This is a genomic window from Dysgonomonas sp. UBA7630, from assembly GCF_002483985.1.
GTDB lineage: Bacteria > Bacteroidota > Bacteroidia > Bacteroidales > Dysgonomonadaceae > Dysgonomonas.
This window is the reverse complement of sequence record NZ_DLIY01000026.1, coordinates 96960-116237: the sequence shown is the minus strand read 5'-3', so window position 1 is coordinate 116237 and position 19278 is coordinate 96960. Positions and strand designations below refer to the sequence as shown.

Here is a 19278-nt window from a genome sequence, read left to right as displayed (position 1 = left end):
ACCTATTTTAGGACGGGACACACTAAATCAGTATTTTATTTCTTTGCCCAGTATGAAAATTTACCTCGATACACAATTTCTAATTTAACATTATCAGCAGCTGTAACATCAACAGAAGGGGTAAATTTCACAACTGTCTCCAATTGTTTTTTATTCACCATCATATTAAATCCATTTTTAAAGAAATCAGTATAAGCCCCTGTATATAGTATATATTCAGTTGATCCATTTGGTAATTTAACATCTCCGAATACTTGACTTTTACCATTTATAGTTAGAGTAAAGCCAGCAAGAGTAACACCTTCTTTCAACCCTACAATTTTTATAGATGTGCGATCCGGATAAAACTCACCTGTAGAGATAGGTGAACCATAATTGGGATTATCTTTAAGCATATCTGATAATGTAGATGTTACTGCAGGATTAGTCTCTGCAACTTGTCCTGAATAACCCTTAATTTCAACTGTTTGCTTACACTCTCCTTCAAAGAATATCTGCTCTTTTTCATCATCACTTCCACAAGATGTTAAGGCAAAAACCGTAGTTATTGTAAATAAAATAAATGCTAATTTTCTCATAATTTAATTGTTGTTTTAGTTTTATTGGTTTGTTTAAGCACTGTGTATTCTAAAATTTCTGTTAATGATGACACAAAAATAATGCTTTTTTTGAAAATAGAACAAATATATTTCATACAGAGGAAATCCTCCGGCATTTTCAGGCTCACTCTTTTACATTAATCAACCTCTTACTTTATCAATCAATTTACTTAATTTATCAGGAGTCAATATTTCGTTAGTATAAAATTTGCCATCCACAAACAGGCTATAAGTTGTTACAGGCGAAAAATGATTCTGAGCAATTTCCTTTGTTTCTATCCGATGACACCTTACAGGATAGTCTGAGACTTGGATTATAGGCTCTAACAATTTTATGTAAGGAACGGTAAAAGGACATTGCTCTGTATAAAAAATATCGATACCTCTTACGCCGTCTCCCATCCCGCACTTTGCTGATTGCTTAAAAGAAGGCATTGTTATTCTTTGATCGAAGTTTTTTACCATCAATTCAAAATAAGGGTCACAAGTATCACACACCTCATATCCATTATGAAGCATAAAAGCTTTGTCTGACAAGAAAGGTTTCTTTTTATTTCCAACGATCAACACCACACCTTTATAACCCTGTGAACGGGCATCCTCTTCACACTCTGCCAACAAACGTTTTCCGTAACCTTTTCCCTTAAACGAGCCCGATACCCAAAAACAATTGATAAAAATATAGCCCTCCGCATCGACAGGAACCCAAGCAATCTTTGCAGGAATATACTCTATAAAGACCTTCCCTTTTACATCGAACTTTATAAATCTCAAACCTTCCTTAAACCGTTTACTCAACCACTCTTTCTTAGCTTCAACTCCTTTGGCTGTAGATTTACTACTAATTGCACAGCAAATATGTTCTGTAAATAGATTTTCTTCTGTAAGCTTGATTATATTCATATTTTTCAAAAATAAAGGTTCTAACTCCTCTTGTTGTAAAAGTAATAATTATAAAAATAGCTGGCAATCGAGCCTTCTGTCTATAGTCTTATTTTCTAGTCGATTATTTGATCTGTACTATAAAAGAGGCGATAAATGTAGCCGAATTTGTAAATATGAAACAGTACTTTTTGTAAATATGAAACAGCATACTTTTCGATTCTTCATACTTTTATACGTCCAATGGATATTGGGATGAACGCAGTCTGAATGACGTTGATTATTCGATTTTTTAATCACTAGTCGTACCGACATTCTGAGAGGAATTCTTGCTTCTTGCGGACTTCCGGTTACCAATGGATTTTAACAGTGAAATTTTCTTGATCTTTTATTTTTTGACTTCCTTCCTTAACTTTCTTCGGTCATCGACCGTTGATTCTTCTACAGAAGAACTATAAATTGTAAAGTGAATCAAAACTCATCATTCTGAGAGCAAGTACCTCCCCTTTGGGGAGGTTCGGGATGGAGAGTCTAATTGAATTTGATTTGGTTAGTTTATACCTCCCTAAAATAGAAATTACAAAAATAGTGGCTGATCAAAATTTTCCAACTTAGAAATGGGAATGTATATTTCAGTCAATATATCATCCTCCGAAACATTGTTCGGACTATTCAGATATTTTTCATAAGCATACCCACCCCGCAGTTTATAGCCACTTTGCGGTAACCACCTGAGGTAGATATTATAATACATATCCAGCAATCCGCTATATGAACCTCTAAGTGTAAAAATAGCATACATCCCCCCACTTATCTTTTGCACGCCGAAAGCTCCCTGAGGTCTCACTTCTCTATCTACGGTAAAACAAGCATAAAATCTACAATTTTGAGGATGTGTTATAGTTGGGTTATCGAAACTGAGTCCTATAAACTCAGTTTTATCATTCACAAGATTGTTCTCTTTTGCAAACTGTCCCAGTTTCTTCCATGCGATTGTATATGACTCCGCAGCACCGTAGCTGTCTATTATACGAATATACACAACCTGTTTGGAGGGGATTTTTCTTATTTCAGGAACAAGGGCGATGACCGCTCTCTCTGTTTTTCTGAAAAAATTGGACGCATCCTCTTCCTGCATACGAAAAGCCGAAGGAGAAATACCAAAATGCTTCTTAAATGCTTTTGACAAGGCATACTTTGTTCCATAGCCGGTTTTCACGGCGATTTCGCTCAACGTATGCTTTGTCATCTGCAAATATTCTGCAATATATTCTAAGCGAAGACGATTGACATACTCCCCTATATTTTCCCCAATTATAGCTTTAAATATACGATGAAAATGATATTCGGAGATATTAGCTATCTCAGACAACCTTTTTATATCGGGCACTTCAAACAGATGACCATTGATATAATCAACTACATTATTTACCGCTTTTTCGTATTCGCTTTGGGTAGTTTTCTTCATTAAGAGTAATTATGCTTGCGCCCAACGCTTCAGCTTTGGAAAATACATTTTCATTTGTTCTATAGCTTGTTCTTTTGTCATCTTTTGCTCCGAGTCTTTATTAAATTCATCTACAAACTGAGCACAATGCACAATCATTTCGTCCATTGTAAAGTCTTGCGTAAACTTACCATCAGCAAAGCAGTAGCGACAATAATCTTCGTTCTTACTGTTGTCGGCATTATTTCCGAAATCTTCATTCACATTAAGAGGCATACCGCAACTTTGGCAAAATTTCTGATCCATAATAGTTCTTGTTTTATTAATAATTAATTAGCACTACAAATAACGGAAATATGATAAGATGAAGGGTTATCCAATCTTGCTTATTTAGTTTTTTAATATACAAACGCAGATAGCTCACTTATCCACAAAATGCAAACAACAAATTAAAAATAAGACATTTACACAGCATAACAAAAGAAACCCCTCGTTAATTAACGTTAAACAAGTCTCTGCCGATTAATCTTTCTGATATTAATCGAATCAAAGATACAAAGAGATAAAAAAAGTATTCACCTTTTAATACATATAGTCATGAAAAAGTTTCTATTAGCATTCGCTTTATTGATCGGTGTAGCATCATTCTACAATACATCAGAAGCTCAAAATATAAATATTAGTATCAATATAGGACGTCAACCTGCTTGGGGACCCGTGGGATACGATTATGTAGACTATTACTACATGCCTGATATTAACTGTTACTTCAATGTCAATTCAGGGCTATTCTTCTATTTTGACAGAGGAAGATGGATCTCGGCTCGTTATTTACCATATGCTTATCGCAATTACGATTTGTACGGAATGCACAAAGTAGTTTTGGTAAATGTAGCAAACCCTTGGAGATACAACCATATACACTGCAGAGACTATGGTCGTTATAAAGGACACCACTCTCAAGTGATCATCCGTGATAGCCGTGATTATCGTTACAGAGACAGCCGCAACAATAGAGTAGCATGGTATTCGGGCAACAAACACAACAACTATAGGGGTAACGAATATAAATACAACGGAAGAGATAATGACAGATATAACCATAACAAAAAAGACAATAACCGCAAAGATTATAATTACAATGGACGTGAACAAAGTCGCAACAACGACAGAAACTTAAACAGCGGAAGAAACAATAATAAAGAACAAAGATACGATAACAGACAAACTGAAAGAACTAATAATAACATTAGCAGCAGACCGTCTTCCAGCAGAGAGACCAGGAAAGAGTCGAATGTAAAACGTTCATCTTCTGAAGAAAGAGGAAACTACAGACTGGCATCGAACAGAGAAAGAGCGACCAGAAGCAGATAAGCAGATAAATTAGGCATATAGGTTTTTATAGTGAGTAGTAAATAAAGAGAGCGAGGGTAATTCAGAGTCGAATTATCCTCGCTTTATTATAATATTTCTTACAGCTAAGAGAAGATCTGCTATAAATACTTTTATTTCCAAAAATCAAGATATTTCTTAGTGACAGTAAGGAAATCATGATTTTTTTCTACAAACTCACGACTCTTTCTTGATATTTCGGGTATTTGTTTTTTATTCAATACTACCCATTCCAGCTTCTCGAAGACATCATCTTCGGTAGGGTGCACATTTATTATTGGCCTATTATCATATTCGCCGTATAGATCGTAAATATAAGGCTCTCCCCCTCCTATCAGCACTTTACCTTGCGCCATAGCCAGCAACGCATTCATGGCAGGAGTATGCGAATACAGCTGATCGAGCACAACATGTGCCTCCGACATCAACTTTTGATATACATCATAGCTAACCGATTCTACACGAGTAACAATCACCTTATCAGGATATTTGTCTTTTACCCTGGCCAATGCCCGTTCCATAACATCAGTCCCTTTAAACTTCTCTCTTACCTTGTTGATCCCAATAAAGAAATTTACTTTTTCGGGTTCGTCTGCTATGGGCTGAAACTCTATTTCGGAGGTATTTAAAGGCAGAGGGATATATCTTACTTTACCTTTAAAAAATGGTTCATAAGCTACATAATACTCATACAAGCAAGCAACTATCCCATCGGATGTATTTGCCATCATTACGTTAGAGTCTTCGTNNTTCGAGAGGAGTATCTATCCATTTGTCGATAAACCGTTGGTTGAAGTCCACATTTATAGGTTTGCCGTCAACAAAAAACTCGGAATAATCAAATATTTCGTTGCCAAGACATGCCTTTACCCAATAAGAATCGTCGCCAAAAGCTCCTAAAAAAACCTTCTTGTTATTCTTTTTCAGCTTCTTATACAAGTAATTATTTACCTTTACATTCTGGGTAGTAAAGCATGGATTTATCAGCTGAACAACATCATAGCCCTTAAACTTTTTAAATTTTCCAAGAACGGATATCAGACTCGTCAAAGTATCTATTATACCCGAACTTTTACGAGACAAGTCAATATCCCTCGGATAGTTCTTAAAACCGTCTCCGTCTGACGCAACTACAACTTCGTGCCCCATACTTCTCAGACCTTCGGCAAGAGTAAGATGCACCCGACTATATTCTCCTATCAAAAGTATCTTCATATATTAATAGTATTTGCAAAATATTAAGTGTATATCTAATTTAACTCCCTAATCTACTTTAGTTTATATTTTGTGTATAAAGATAATAGATTTTAGATTGATCAGTAATATGAATCCTCCTCGTACTATAATCATTCAGACTCTCGGGATTATATATCTTCACCCGATATATCCTCTACGTATGCCTTCAACTGAGGGAAGAATAATTTATAGCTCTCCTGTATGTCTTTATAATGCTTTTCGAAGTCGGCAAATACAGGTGCATCATCATCAAGATAATTTGCTCTGTTTTTCAGCCTTTCGAAGCTTCGTTCTATCAGCCATCTGTGGCGATAATTATAAAGCCAATCTTCTTTTTTCATATACATATACATCGAGCAAAACTTAGAAGGAAGATGCTTCACACTTTGTTCTATCTGGGCATAACATTTCTGAGCAAATGCCTCCCAACCTTCCCCGGGCTCGCTACTATCGTCGAGAGCTAAGAAATGATCGTAAGAGACATCTAAAAAGGGACCGGCATATCTGCCTGCCGATTCCTTGAATATAGTCATCGTATCCAAGGGTATGGGATGCCTGTCGGTAAAAGTATCTATCTGCCTGTGTATATGTATACCACGTTTTATCCCTTCGGGATATTGTTCTATCTGTTTACCTTTTACCATATCGGCAATCATATTCCCCACTAATATTTCAGGATCTCCGAAAGAAAGGTAAGCATGTGCAAGGAAATTCATTATGTCTCTAGTTTTCTGGACACAAAGATATGCTTTTTTAGTTATATGAAAGTATTCCCTCTATTTAGCTTAAACAGTTCGGCATATTCTATCCATAAAAAAGCACCAGCTATAAAAAACTGATGCTCCAACAAAATTAAAAATTTGATTTACTTTTCTATAGCGATCTTACTCAATTCTTTTACATTTTGAAGGTCTGAATAATCATACTGATACAGCCCCTCATCAGTAGCCATCAGCAGCAGATTTTCATGAGAAATAACATCAAAACCAGCCATACCTTTATAATGCTTCAATTGATTTGACATTAATTTCAGAGGATCGTCCGTTTTAAATATTTTTAATCCGTCATCACACAGAAACAAAGTACCGTTATTTAGAGCTAACCCTTTAGGGTTTGTCATTGGATATGATATTATTTTATTAGGATTTTTCACATCACTAATATCAATTATAACTAATTCGTTAGTATTTGCTTCATTACTATTTCCTGTGCCAACTGTCACATAAACAAAATTCCCGTCTATAGCAATAGGGAAACCATCACCTACAAGCTCTATAAAAGATTGCTTTTGAGGATATAGTGGATAGTTTTTAACTGAACAGATGAGTATTCCTCGATATGTTGCTATAAGTAAGTTATCATTATAACGAATAATAGACCTCATGCTGTAGTCAAAAGGCAACTCATGAATTAGGTTAACTGTTTTGTTATCACCTAATGAGAAAACTTTCACACTGCCATTTAAAACAACATACAAGTAATCTTTATAAAAAGTAATCTTCGAAGCAGAAGGACTTACTACTGATTCTATTTTGTTGTTTGATAGCACCGAATCATTAATAGGAGATGACCATGGAAATTTTAAACCTAACATTTTTCTTTCTACAACTTTCCACCCAACTACGATATTTTTATTCGTATTTTGGGTATAGCACATATCATGATCATAACCAAAATTATTTTGCGTTTCAGGCAATGCATATGTAAAGGCCTGTTCTATGCGTCCCTTCAATTCAGGCTTTGCCGGATTTGTGAGATCAAACCACACCAGATCCACATAAGCATCGGCATAAAGAATATCATTTCGAATAGCCAAATCCACATTTCCCAACAACTCTATATATCCTATATTCTTTGGATTAGACGGATTTCTGTTATCTATAATATGAATTCCTTTTTCAGGCTCAGAAATATACAAATAGCCTTTATAGAAAGAAATTTTACCCTGCTTTTTGATTTCCACAGGAGTAGTTTTTACTTTTACAGAGTTACGAAAATCAGCAGCTTTCATAAATATGGGTTCGTTGATCTTATATGTAACCACCTCATATCCATCTCCAGACTCATCCTTATCACTACAACCAATTAGTAGTGATATCAAAAGAAAAAAGAACATGTAAAATAACTTTTGCATTGTACTTTTATTTAAGGTTAATATGTAAACTCTAAAACGAATATCTCAAACCTCCACTCAGTCCAAAGACATGAGAGTTTTCTGAACGTATGCTAAACGGCTGATTATTGTCAAAAAAATAAGAATAGCGAGGTTCGAAGTATATTCCCCAATCACTATAAAATTTATATGTTACGCCCACAGAAGCATTCAAAGACCATTGAAGACCCCGAACACTCTGATGGGTAGAATAATTTAAAGAATTAGACTCTTCTCGCTGTATAACGCTCTGCGAATAATTCATTCGCAAACCTTTTTCTACCATTCCTCCGGCAGATACGTATATATTCCAATTCGGGTTATTCCAGAGATACACAACAGCATTGAGAGGAATACCTAAATAATGCAATTCTTGCTTGGCGGTGTGATAAGATGTTCCACTCCTCCTAAATTTAGAAGACAAGTAAGTATATACCAACCCGGTCTCGAAACCTATCCTATCAGTCAGATCTTTACGAACAGTAACACCAAATGATAACGGAACAGAGTGACTTACATTTGTAAAGTCGTTGTAATCCAAAAACTCCTTTCCGTATGAATTATGTCCTCCATCAGAAAGTGCACCGCTCTCACTCGAAGGAAGGGAATTCATCATAGAATAATAACCATTCTTATCCGGTCCCCCTCCTCCAAATGAAGCGCTTCCTCCCGAAGAGAAAGAAGCGGCTAATAACCATTTGTCTTGTCTCTTCGATTTTTCAATAAGGATTCTAGTTGGTTCATTACTTTTCTTTACATCTTTATAAACACGAGAAGGAACAGAATCTTTCTTTACTTCAGGTAAATCGGACTCGCTATCAGGCTCCGCAACTCCGAGAGAATTGCCAATTTGAGCAAGCTGCACAGTATCTATCATTAACAGAGAATTTTCAACAGATTTCGTTGTGCCGGACGAACTGTCATCTATCGATACTGCTTCACTTACTTGTTGCGAAATCAACCGGACGCTTCCTGAAGATTTCTTAGTTATTTTTATTTTATTTTCTTCTTTTACGACATTATCCTTGCCATTTACGGCATTATTATCTTTTTCTACAAAGGTTGTTATTTTAGCAGGCGTTGCACCACTGCCTATTTGGGTAATATAGTCCTGTTCTTTTAGAGGCAACATCAACAAGACTAGCAAAATGACGGCAGCAGCAGCCCCGGCAATAGTCCACCACATCGTACGCCTGTTGCTCACAGGTTTGATGCGCTGCTCTATTGCATTCCAGCTATCTTCATCGACAGGCATACGGTGATCTTCGAGCCGCTGCTTTATCAATTTACTGAAATCGTCAAGTTGGTCTTTATATTTTTTTTCGTTCTGCTGCATTTTCATGCATAATTAAAGATTCCACATTTTTTTGTAAAATTTTCCTGGCTCTTATAAATTGAGACCGGGATGTACTTTCGTTTATACCAAGCATATCTGCTATCTCGCTATGCGAATATCCTTCGATCACAAACAGGTTGAAAACAGTGCGATACCCGTTAGGCAATTTAGCCACACAAGCCAATATCTCATTCACAGAGAGTTGTTCCAATGCCGAAACATCACCGCTTTCCATCGCTTCGTCATACTCATTTATATCTGAAGTCACACGAAGTATATCGTTGCGGCGCAAATGCTCAAGAGCAGTTGTTACAAAAACCCGACGCATCCAACCGTTAAAAGAACCCGTTCCGGAATAGGTATGTATCTTGGTAAATACCTTTACAAACCCATCCTGCATTAAATCTTTGGCTGTCTCCCTATCATTAACATACCGCATGCAAACAGACATCATGGCAGGAGCATGTAACTCATAAAGTTCTTTACGAGCCCATGACTCACCACGTTTACATCCGGTGATTAATTGCAGTTCGTCCATTCGTTTTTCTCTCTATTAAATAAGATGCGAGTTAAATTCAAAAAGTTGCATCGAGTATAAAAATAAACTTTTTTATTTATCTATTTAACAAAAAAGCCTCACCATATAAAAAGTGAAGCTTTTACAAACGCGTATATTATTAATTTATTTTTCTGCACTCATATCCGGATTATCCGTTGCACCATAGCAAGTCTTGCCATCTACCGACAGTACAAAATTTTTCACTACATCTGTTTTTTCTTTAGCCTCATTGGTTACTGTATACTTACATTCCACAACAACAGCCAAAACCTGATCGGTCTTTTGTCCCTCATACAACCGAGTAGGTTCGGGTTTTACAGCTTTCAGTGAATCAATTGTTTGCTGGGTCTTTGTCAATTGAACGGTATATGCGTCAGTTACAACTTTCGACGATGTGCCTATTCTCACAAGATCTTGCTGATAGCTTGCCAATTCTTTCTCAGCCTGTTCGATCCGGGCTTTCAGTTCTTTTTCAGCCTTCATATTAAGGAAGTTGATACTGTCGCCTACCGTTACTTTCTTTAACTCCTTCACTTCATTCACCTTAACTTCTATTTTAGAAGTTTGTCCTTCAGTAGACTCGATATAGCTTGATATGGCTCCATCGTATTTACCGGAACACGATACCATAAAGAAACTTACGGCCAAAGCCAAGAACAGGAAATAATATTTTCTCATCATAGTTTTATTTATTGTTTCATTTTTGAGTCTTAGTTTGTTTAGCAAATGTAGAAAAAAATAAGAACACATACCCGCATATTATTTAAAGAAATGTGACTCATCATCTAACCCCTTGTTTCAAAGAGAAAGGAAAACCCTCTATTTTAAGAAGTTTTTGAATTTAGCAACTAAAAACCAAGCAATAAAAAATAATACTTTCAGTGATTTAACTATCTTTGCACCCAAATGTATAAAAAACAACTGTTTAATCAAGCAGCATATCATTCAATAACTGTTCATTATGAAGAAATATAACCTGATAAACAATATTTTTGGTTGGTTTAGTTTTGCCGTAGCCGCTATTGTTTACCTGATGACAATTGAACCTACAGCCAGTTTTTGGGATTGTGGCGAGTTTATTACTTCAGCCTATAAATTGGAAGTTGGACACCCACCCGGTGCGCCATTCTTTATGCTCACAGGGAAGTTCTTTTCGTTATTTGCTTCCGATCCCAGCCAAGTTGCTGCAATGATAAATAGTATGTCTGCGCTATTAAGTGCACTCACCATCCTATTTTTGTTTTGGACTATTACACATCTTGCTAAAAAGCTCATATATACTGATACCGATAAAGAAATGACTATGGGGCAACTTATAGCCATCATCGGAAGCGGATTGGTTGGAGCCCTTACATATACGTTTACCGACACATTCTGGTTTTCGGCTGTCGAGGGTGAAGTGTATGCATATTCGTCTATGTTTACAGCCCTTGTATTCTGGTTAATCCTGAAATGGGAAAACCGTGCCGATCAGCCGGGAGCAGACAAGTGGCTTGTGATTATAGCCTATGCAATGGGATTATCTATCGGTGTCCATTTGCTTAACTTGCTTTGTATCCCTGCCATTGTTTTGGTATATTACTTCAAAAAAGCAAAACACGCTGATGTAAAAGGCATATTGCTTGCCTTGGCAGGCTCACTGTTGCTGATTGTAATTCTTATGTATGGTATTATCCCGGGATTTACAAAAGTAGGAGCATGGTTCGAGATGCTGTTTGTCAATAGCCTCGGATTCTCATATAATACAGGTGCGTTATCATATATTCTACTGACAGTAATTTCTATTGTTTGGGCAATATATGAAACTCTTTCATCGAAGGGAAGCATCAAAAGAGCCAAGATCGCTACATTTATTGCTTTAGCTCTAAGCGGCGTTGTATTTATAGGCTCTAGTGTAGTACTGTGGATCGTTTTGATTGCTGCACTCGCTGGCTTCTTATTCTTTTATAAAGGAATCAACGCACGTTTTCTGAATACAACCGTTCTGTGTCTACTTGTTATACTGGTAGGTTATTCATCTTTTGCTTTAATACCTATCCGTTCGATAGCGAATACTCCGATGGATCAGAACTCGCCCGAAAACGTATTTACGCTGGCAAGTTACCTCAACCGTGAACAATATGGCGACAGACCGCTATTCTATGGCAGGACGTATGCTTCAACCGAGAAGAAAGACCCTTCTACAGGCAGAATGGCAGCACCTGAAAGCGAAAAGAAAACATACGATAAGATAGTAAAGAAGTCACCTGACCAAAAAGACGAATACGTAGTAACAGGTACTATCCCTACATACGCTACAACGAACAATATGCTGTTGCCTCGTATGTATTCTACCGAAGACAGACATGTTCTGGGTTATCAGATCTGGGCAAACATCAAAGACCCATCTGTGCCTCCGACAATGTTTGAGAACATGAAATTCTTCTTTAGCTACCAGCTAGACTTTATGTACTTCCGCTACTTCATGTGGAATTTCTCAGGCCGCCAGAATGATATCCAGTCGGTAGGAAATATAAGCAACGGTAACTGGATTACAGGTATCAGCTTTATTGACGAATTGCTCGGACGTGGACCACAAGGGAATCTTCCTCCGGATATTACAGAGAACAAAGGGCATAATAAATATTACATGTTGCCACTCATACTGGGTATTCTCGGTATTGTTTTCCAGTTGACCAAAGGACGTAAAGGTGAGCAACAGTTCCTTGTAACGTTTATGTTATTCTTTATGACAGGTATCGCTATTATCATATACCTGAATCAGCAACCATTCGAACCACGTGAGCGTGACTATGCTTATGCCGGATCGTTCTATGCCTTCTGTATATGGATAGGGTTTGGTGTTGCCTTTATATGGAAAACATTAAGCAAATGGGTACCAAGCACAGTTGCAGCCGGAATCTCCACAGCTTTATCGCTGTTTATACCGATACAAATGGCAGGGCAAAACTGGGACGATCACGACCGCTCCGACAGATATACAATGCGTGACTTTGGGATGAACTACCTCAGAGGATGCGAGCCGAATAGTATTTTATTCTCGATGGGAGACAACGATACATTCCCATTATGGTATGCTCAGGAAGTAGAAGGTTTCCGCACCGATGTGCGTGTATGTAACCTCAGCTACCTGCAAACAGACTGGTATGTAGACCAAATGCGTCGTCAGGCATACGATTCGTCGCCACTGCCTATCAATTGGGAATCAGACCGCTATCAAGGGTCTAAAGGACAATCGGCTTACGTTCTGTCTCGAAAAGATATTGAAAGTATTATTACCCGTGAGCTTAAAAACTCTCAGGACGGAGCATGGCTGGGAAGAATCAACTTCAACGACTATTATGATACATCAGCATATAAAGATACCATGCAAGTGAGCGAGGTATTGGATATACTGAAAACCAAAGACAACTATGCCCCTCGCAATCCATTCGGCATCGACAAAGGTGTTGTAATACCAAGTAGTGTATTGAAAATGTCTGTGAATGAATCGAAAGTAGACTGGAAGAAAATGGGTGCAAGTCCGCAATCTCAGTTTATATTCAACCTTGGAGACAACAAGGGCGGTATCTACAGACAGGAAATGATGATATTGGAAATGTTGAACAATATCAACAACGACGACTGGAAACGTGGCATCTATTATGCGATGACTATCGGCGAACCACCTTTGAAATTGGAGAAACAATCGATCAAAGAAGGTATTATATGCCGTATCATTCCGGGTGTAGCAGACAGTACAGGAGTAAATACTGATGTGATGTTCGACAATATGGTCAACAAGTACAAATGGGGAGGTATCGAAAATCCGAAAGTATATCTGGATGAAAACAACCTGAGAATGTGCCGCACGTTCCGTGTATTGTTTGGCGAACTCATCTCTGCTTTGTTAGAAAAAGGCGACAATGAGAAAGCACTCCAAGCCCTTGATGCATGTATAACAAAAATACCGGGCAACACTGTTCCGCGCGGTGGAGAGTCTGTTATGTTTGCTGAAGCATATTACCAACTCGGACATGCTGACAAGGCTCAAAAAATAATAGACGAAATCATGTACAGATCAAACGGCTCTTTGGAATGGTACGCCAGCATGAAACAAACAGACATGATCACATGTAGTTCTGATATACGGGATTATATAAATACCGAAATTCAGATATTGGATATCTATCAACGCTACGACAGAGCTAAATATAAAGTGCTCCTCAACAAATTGATGAGCCTATCTGAACTATACCTTAGCAATGGGGTAAGCTTCAGTGAAAGCAGACACCCTCTCGATTTTCTTATGCGGGTAACAATGAGAGGCTTCTACCTGTCGGGTGAAGATACTATAGCGGAAAAAGAAGAACATGCAATGGCCGAACACATCGCCGGTCTGATGCAGAAATATAATCCTCGTCTTTTGCAAAAATACAGATCTAACTAGAATAAATAAACAAACAGATAATCGNNCGATTATCTGTTTGTTTATTATATCGATTATGCTAATAGAACAACCCCCTAAGATATACCGGATGCTGTTTCCGGGAGCATTGTGGCGCAAACCTGTAGAAGGACAAAAAACAGTCTATCTCACATTCGATGATGGGCCCATACCCGACATTACCCCGTGGGTATTAGATCTTTTGGACAAATATGAAATTAAAGCGACATTTTTCTGTGTAGGAGACAATGTTCGCAAACATCCCGATATCTATAAAATGGTATTGGAAAGAGGACATCGTGTAGGCAATCATACTTTCAACCATGTGCAAGGTATACGCAAATTCTCAAAAAGATACCTTGAAAATACCCGACTGGCTTCGGAATATATCGATTCGGAACTATTCCGTCCGCCACATGGTCACATGCGAGTATCTCAGTTCTTTACCCTGAGACGCTATTATAAAATTGTGATGTGGGATGTAGTTACCCGAGATTACAGTAAACTAATTACTCCTGAAAAGGTATTCGAAAACGTAAAAAGATATACCCGAGATGGTTCTGTGATCGTTTTTCACGACTCGCTAAAAGCCGAGAAGAACATGAAATATGCTTTACCCCAAAGTATAGAGTGGCTAAAAGAACAAGGGTACACGTTTAAACTTCTGTAAAAAAAACATTCTATTGTTCATAGTATATTCCCGGCTATCAGATAGGGTCAACCAATCAACAACAGGCTATAATCTCCCGTATTGTTAATAGATGAGGGTTTTATTAATATTTTTTAATTATAGCATGCTGCAACTTTTCTGACATCTAACTCATCATATATATAGAATCAAATAATTAATGATGTTAGAACTATGAAAGCGTTGAAACTTTTTTTAATGACTATTGGGATCATCGGCATGACTATCTTTTTTCAGTCGTGTTTGGATGATGATGATGACTCAAGTTGGAGGTATCCAAATGCACTTGTAACTGTAAAGCCGACTAGCGGAAATTCTTTTTTCCTACAGCTGGACGAAAAGACAACATTACTGCCTACCAATATGACAACTTCGCCTTACGGCAACAGAGAAGTCAGGGCACTTGTCAACTATGACGAAGTAGACAAACCTAGCCAAGGATACACGAAGGCTATACATATAAACTGGATAGACAGCATCCTTACAAAACAAACCGTTCCCAACTTAGGTGCTGAAAACGATGCAAAATACGGAACAGATCCTATCGAAATAGTGAACGACTGGGTAACTATTGCCGAAGATGGCTATCTTACTCTCAGATTCAGAACTTTGTTCGGTGATGCAAGTAAAACTCATTACGTAAATCTGTTAGTAAATACCAATCCATCAAACCCTTATGAACTGGAATTCAGACATAATGCAAGTGGAGATACCTATGGACGTGAAGCTGATGGGCTAGTAGCATTTAATATCAACAACTTACCTGACACAGAAGGTAAAACAGTGAAGTTAAAATTGAAATGGAAATCATTCAGCGGCAACAAGTCTACCGAGTTTGATTTCACAACACGTAAGGCAACACCTAAGAGCTCAGCAATTACAGCTCAGAGAAGTGTTTCGAACATAAAATAACTTCTTGTTATAAACAAAACTCTAAAAAGCGGGTTCATCATCATAAACGGTCGGAAAAAATCCGACCGTTTTTTATTTATTCTGTTTATATATCTTGCCAATTTGATAAAGAAGTTTTTTCTAATGAAAAAAAGAAGATTCTTCGTTATCGCTCAGAATGACAAATAATGCCGACCGAAGCGCAGCAAATGCAAATAAGGATTCTATACAGATATAGTATAGCTTATATTCAATAACTAAAATTACACACTAACTGTGCGGAATCGCTAACCGATGGATAACATGTACCTGAAAGCATATTGCCATAACTACTTTTCACGAAAACAGTAATTTCCTTGTCCAGATATAAAAGTTTAAAATTAACACCATCGATGTCTCTAATTACACCTTGTTGTTCAGGGCTAATTACATCAGTTCCATCTCTGCTAACAAATCTCCCATCATCTTTCAATTCATAATCAGTAATTCCCCATAGACACTTTCCATAATATACAAAAACTTTCGAATTTACATCTAGATGTTTATCATTGGCATTGCCTATATTGTAAAATGCTTTCACTTGAATAAAAGGATCTGATTTTATCTCTAACGAATTATCATCAGAGCAGGAAACAAAAAAGCCAAACAGAAATATCATTAATATTATTTGATTTTTCATATTAATAGTATTTTTAAATGAAACTAATGCAATATATAAATAAAAGCCATAATAGCTTGATAAAAATATGATATAATTATCATTAATATCATCTCCTCTATAATTTACCCTAAAGAACAACGACATTATTCCCCTCGTCATACTGAGGTAACGAAGCATTCCAACTCTTTATCGTAATAAGCCCTTTCATTCATATTCATCACTTTTCTAAATAATTATCTATTATAAACAACATTATTATAACAGATATGGCAAAGTATACAGAAAGACTGGCAGAAAAGATTGTCTCGCTGATAGAAGAAGACACATACTCTATCACAGAGATTTGCAAACACCTGAAAATAACCCGCAAATCATTCTATGAATGGCGAGACAAGAAGCCCGAATTTAGAAAAGCAATAGAAGCGGCAATTGAAAGCAGGGATGAGACGCTGGCAATCACTGCCCGCCGATCGTTAAAGAAAAAGCTCGAAGGCTACACCCTCACAGAGGTGCGAACGACCTATGTACCTGACAAAGAGAATCCCGACAAACTAGTACTGAAAACCCGTGTGGTCAGACAAAAAGAATATGCCCCCGACACACACGCTATCAGGCTGGTATTGTCGCACAACGAAACAAAGGAAGAAGAAAACAAAGAGCAGAGTCAACCCCTAACGATAATCGTACAAGACCCTAAAACGAAGGATAGTTTGAATGAGCTGCGAGAGAAACTGATGAATAATGCACCGTTCGAAAAGAAAATAGAAAAGGGAGAGCTTATTTTTGAACCAACCGAACAGGTTTCTGATTCAGATAATTTGCAGGATGTACAGATTGAAGATGAGGCGGAAACAATAACCCAAAAGAAAGAAGAATCGGAATATGTCTTTATCAGGGATTACTGCCTCCCTCCACCCCATTTGTACCGAAAAGTGAAAAGGAGCGAAGTGAAAGAAGGTGACATAATACGACCTGACTAGAAAGTGTCACTTTTGTCACCTTTTTCATAGTAAACAAATAAGAACAAACACGTTACACTGATGCCGTTTTATTACCTTTGATGTTTAGATGTAACTATTGGATTAAAAACTTTAGTAACCCTCACAAAAAATCGTATTTTTGTATTCTATTAATTCTACAGAGCATGATATTAGAGCGGTTATCCATACTCAACTATAAAAATATAGAGCAGGCAGAACTCAATCTGTCTCCCAAGATCAATTGCTTCTTGGGTAGTAACGGTATGGGAAAAACAAACCTGTTGGACGCCATCTATTATCTCTCGTTCTGCAAAAGCCACAACAACCCCATCGACAGCCAAAATATAAGGCACGATGCCGATTTTGCCGTTATACAGGGATGGTATATCTTGGACGACAAGCAAGAAGAGTTCTTTTGCAGCCTCAGACGGAAACAGAAGAAACAATTCAAGCGGAACAAAAAAGAATATGAACGCCTATCCGATCATATCGGCTTTCTGCCTCTTATCATGGTTTCTCCTTCCGACACCGAACTTATAAATGGAGGAAGTGACGAGCGAAGAAAATTTATGGATATGTTCCTTTCGCAGTTCGACAAGGAATATCTGCATTCTCTCATCCGCTACAATAAAGCATTGCAACAGCGTAACGCACTCCTGAAAACAGATTCGTATATCGACGAAACTTTGTTCGACCTTTGGGACGAACAACTGGTAGAAGAAGGAAAGGTTATCTATTCGAAACGTAAAGATTTTATCGAGAAATTCATTCCTATCTTTCAACGTTTCTATGATTTTATCTGTTTATCAAATGAGAAAGTAGAGCTACGGTACGAATCGCATTTCGACGATGCAGACTTTGCACGTTCGCTGAAACAAAAGCGGGAGCGAGATCGCATATTAGGATACACGAGTATCGGTGTGCACAAAGATGACTTGGATATGCAGATGGATGGCTATTCGATAAAACGAGTAGGGTCGCAAGGTCAGAACAAGACATACGTTGTTGCGTTGAAGCTTGCCCAATTCGATTTTCTACGCAAGGCAACCGAAACAACACCTGTGCTGTTGCTCGACGATATATTCGACAAACTGGATTCGACACGTGTAGAGCAAATAGTAAAACTTGTATTGGATAAAGACTTTGGGCAGATATTCGTTACCGATACAAACCGTGAACATCTCGACGAAATACTGTCACATACAAACAGCAGTTATCACCTCTACGAAGTAAGCGGTGGCGAAGTCGTACAAAAGAAGAATAAAGCCTTATGAGAAAACGAAATACAGAAAGTATAGGTGAAGTACTCAGACAGTTTTTTGAAGAGAATCAATTCTTCAAAAGAAAGTTTGCCGAGAGCAGGGCTGTTACAGGCTGGTCGAAGCTTCTGGGGTCTATGATTTCATCTTATACAACAAATATTTACCTGCGGAATGGGGTGCTATATGTATCACTCAGCTCATCGGTATTACGTTCCGAGCTCATGATGGCTAAAGATAAATTAATAGCAAAATTGAATGAACATGCAGGCATGCCTGTTGTAAACGATATAGTATTCAGATAAGACAAATGGAAATAAAACCAGAAACATTTAAAGCTACACTCCCTGTTCAAATCCGGTTCAACGATATAGACGCACTAGGACATATAAACAACAATGTATACTTCAGTTTTTTTGATTTAGGAAAAACCAATTATTTTGAAGTAATCAAGCCTGCTTCGGTCAGTTGGATTGAGGGAATGATTGTACTGGCGCATATCGACGTGGATTTCTTTTCCCCGATTTATTACAAAGAAAAGATTGTTGTTGATACCAAGATTACAAAGCTGGGCGACAAAAGCGGCGTATTTCTTCAGCAAATACGAAGTGTGAAAAACGATGAAGTAAAATGCCGTTGCGAATCCGTTTTCGTTACTTATGATGCAGATACACAATCATCGATGCGCATACCCAACGTATGGCGTTCAGTGATTTCCAAATATGAAGGAGTAGAATTGTAAAGAGACTGTTTTTTTGACAGCCTCTCTA

The 19278-nt window shown here is 37.5% G+C and carries 19 protein-coding genes; 8 read left to right on the top strand and 11 right to left on the bottom strand.

Features of this window, described 5'->3' with window-relative positions:
• Nucleotides 1-35 precede the first annotated feature (35 nt).
• From B3P17_RS11825 to B3P17_RS11810, 4 genes are all read right to left on the bottom strand, one after another.
• On the bottom strand, nucleotides 36-578 hold the full coding sequence (locus B3P17_RS11825; RefSeq protein ID WP_252638186.1) for a hypothetical protein: 543 nt from the start codon (nucleotides 576-578) through the stop codon (nucleotides 36-38).
• 162 nt (nucleotides 579-740) lie between these two features.
• A complete protein-coding gene (locus B3P17_RS11820; RefSeq protein ID WP_252638188.1) occupies nucleotides 741-1502 on the bottom strand; it encodes a GNAT family N-acetyltransferase in 762 nt (253 codons plus the stop codon).
• A 556-nt stretch (nucleotides 1503-2058) separates the two neighbouring features.
• Nucleotides 2059-2949, bottom strand: coding sequence for an AraC family transcriptional regulator (locus B3P17_RS11815; RefSeq protein WP_252638189.1), 891 nt, complete (start codon nucleotides 2947-2949; stop codon nucleotides 2059-2061).
• 9 nt (nucleotides 2950-2958) lie between these two features.
• Nucleotides 2959-3234, bottom strand: coding sequence for a zinc ribbon domain-containing protein (locus tag B3P17_RS11810; protein WP_252638190.1), 276 nt, complete (start codon nucleotides 3232-3234; stop codon nucleotides 2959-2961).
• Between the two features lie 291 nt (nucleotides 3235-3525).
• On the opposite strand from B3P17_RS11810, the gene B3P17_RS11805 reads away from it, so the two are divergent.
• Entirely contained in the window at nucleotides 3526-4302 is a 777-nt protein-coding gene (locus tag B3P17_RS11805; protein WP_252638191.1) for a hypothetical protein, read from the top strand.
• Nucleotides 4303-4433: 131 nt separating this feature from the next.
• Here the strand turns inward: B3P17_RS11805 and B3P17_RS11800 are convergent, their stop codons facing one another.
• From B3P17_RS11800 to B3P17_RS11775, 6 genes are all read right to left on the bottom strand, one after another.
• Nucleotides 4434-5051, bottom strand: coding sequence for a glycosyltransferase (locus B3P17_RS11800; protein ID WP_291105598.1), 618 nt, complete (start codon nucleotides 5049-5051; stop codon nucleotides 4434-4436).
• Between the two features lie 633 nt (nucleotides 5052-5684).
• A complete protein-coding gene (locus tag B3P17_RS11795; RefSeq protein WP_252638194.1) occupies nucleotides 5685-6272 on the bottom strand; it encodes an ACP phosphodiesterase in 588 nt (195 codons plus the stop codon).
• 149 nt (nucleotides 6273-6421) lie between these two features.
• The gene (locus B3P17_RS11790; RefSeq protein ID WP_252638196.1) at nucleotides 6422-7690 is read right to left on the bottom strand and encodes an LVIVD repeat-containing protein; all 1269 of its coding nucleotides are present in this window, start codon (nucleotides 7688-7690) and stop codon (nucleotides 6422-6424) included.
• Nucleotides 7691-7721: 31 nt separating this feature from the next.
• The gene (locus tag B3P17_RS11785; RefSeq protein ID WP_252638197.1) at nucleotides 7722-9044 is read right to left on the bottom strand and encodes a porin family protein; all 1323 of its coding nucleotides are present in this window, start codon (nucleotides 9042-9044) and stop codon (nucleotides 7722-7724) included.
• A complete protein-coding gene (locus tag B3P17_RS11780; RefSeq protein ID WP_006842213.1) occupies nucleotides 9019-9582 on the bottom strand; it encodes an RNA polymerase sigma factor in 564 nt (187 codons plus the stop codon). Before B3P17_RS11780 ends, B3P17_RS11785 begins: the two co-directional genes overlap by 26 nt.
• Before the next feature lie 144 nt (nucleotides 9583-9726).
• Nucleotides 9727-10284 carry a hypothetical protein gene (locus tag B3P17_RS11775; protein ID WP_252638198.1) on the bottom strand — a complete coding sequence of 186 codons (558 nt, stop codon included), beginning with the start codon at nucleotides 10282-10284 and terminating at the stop codon, nucleotides 9727-9729.
• Nucleotides 10285-10564: 280 nt separating this feature from the next.
• On the opposite strand from B3P17_RS11775, the gene B3P17_RS11770 reads away from it, so the two are divergent.
• The 3 genes from B3P17_RS11770 (at nucleotide 10565) to B3P17_RS11760 (ending at nucleotide 15629) form a co-directional block, all read left to right on the top strand.
• The gene (locus tag B3P17_RS11770; RefSeq protein WP_252638200.1) at nucleotides 10565-14032 is read left to right on the top strand and encodes a protein O-mannosyl-transferase family; all 3468 of its coding nucleotides are present in this window, start codon (nucleotides 10565-10567) and stop codon (nucleotides 14030-14032) included.
• Between the two features lie 55 nt (nucleotides 14033-14087).
• Nucleotides 14088-14699: a polysaccharide deacetylase family protein gene (locus tag B3P17_RS11765; RefSeq protein ID WP_291105585.1), complete on the top strand. Its 612-nt coding sequence runs from the start codon at nucleotides 14088-14090 to the stop codon at nucleotides 14697-14699.
• 192 nt (nucleotides 14700-14891) lie between these two features.
• A complete protein-coding gene (locus tag B3P17_RS11760) occupies nucleotides 14892-15629 on the top strand; it encodes a NigD-like protein (RefSeq protein ID WP_252638202.1) in 738 nt (245 codons plus the stop codon).
• 229 nt (nucleotides 15630-15858) lie between these two features.
• Here the strand turns inward: B3P17_RS11760 and B3P17_RS11755 are convergent, their stop codons facing one another.
• Nucleotides 15859-16287, bottom strand: a complete 429-nt coding sequence (locus B3P17_RS11755) for a hypothetical protein (RefSeq protein ID WP_252638203.1) — start codon at nucleotides 16285-16287, stop codon at nucleotides 15859-15861.
• Between the two features lie 248 nt (nucleotides 16288-16535).
• Here B3P17_RS11755 and B3P17_RS11750 point away from each other — a divergent pair, with 248 nt between their 5' ends.
• The 4 genes from B3P17_RS11750 to B3P17_RS11735 all read left to right on the top strand — a co-directional run bounded on the left by B3P17_RS11750 (nucleotide 16536) and on the right by B3P17_RS11735 (nucleotide 19250).
• Nucleotides 16536-17249, top strand: a complete 714-nt coding sequence (locus tag B3P17_RS11750) for a hypothetical protein (protein WP_291105582.1) — start codon at nucleotides 16536-16538, stop codon at nucleotides 17247-17249.
• Nucleotides 17250-17413: 164 nt separating this feature from the next.
• Entirely contained in the window at nucleotides 17414-18523 is a 1110-nt protein-coding gene (gene recF / locus B3P17_RS11745; RefSeq protein ID WP_252638209.1) for a DNA replication/repair protein RecF, read from the top strand.
• The gene (locus tag B3P17_RS11740) at nucleotides 18520-18813 is read left to right on the top strand and encodes a DUF721 domain-containing protein (RefSeq protein ID WP_006842206.1); all 294 of its coding nucleotides are present in this window, start codon (nucleotides 18520-18522) and stop codon (nucleotides 18811-18813) included. The genes recF and B3P17_RS11740 overlap by 4 nt, the downstream gene beginning before the upstream one ends.
• A 5-nt stretch (nucleotides 18814-18818) precedes the next feature.
• Nucleotides 18819-19250: an acyl-CoA thioesterase gene (locus B3P17_RS11735; RefSeq protein WP_252638210.1), complete on the top strand. Its 432-nt coding sequence runs from the start codon at nucleotides 18819-18821 to the stop codon at nucleotides 19248-19250.
• Nucleotides 19251-19278: the final 28 nt, after the last annotated feature.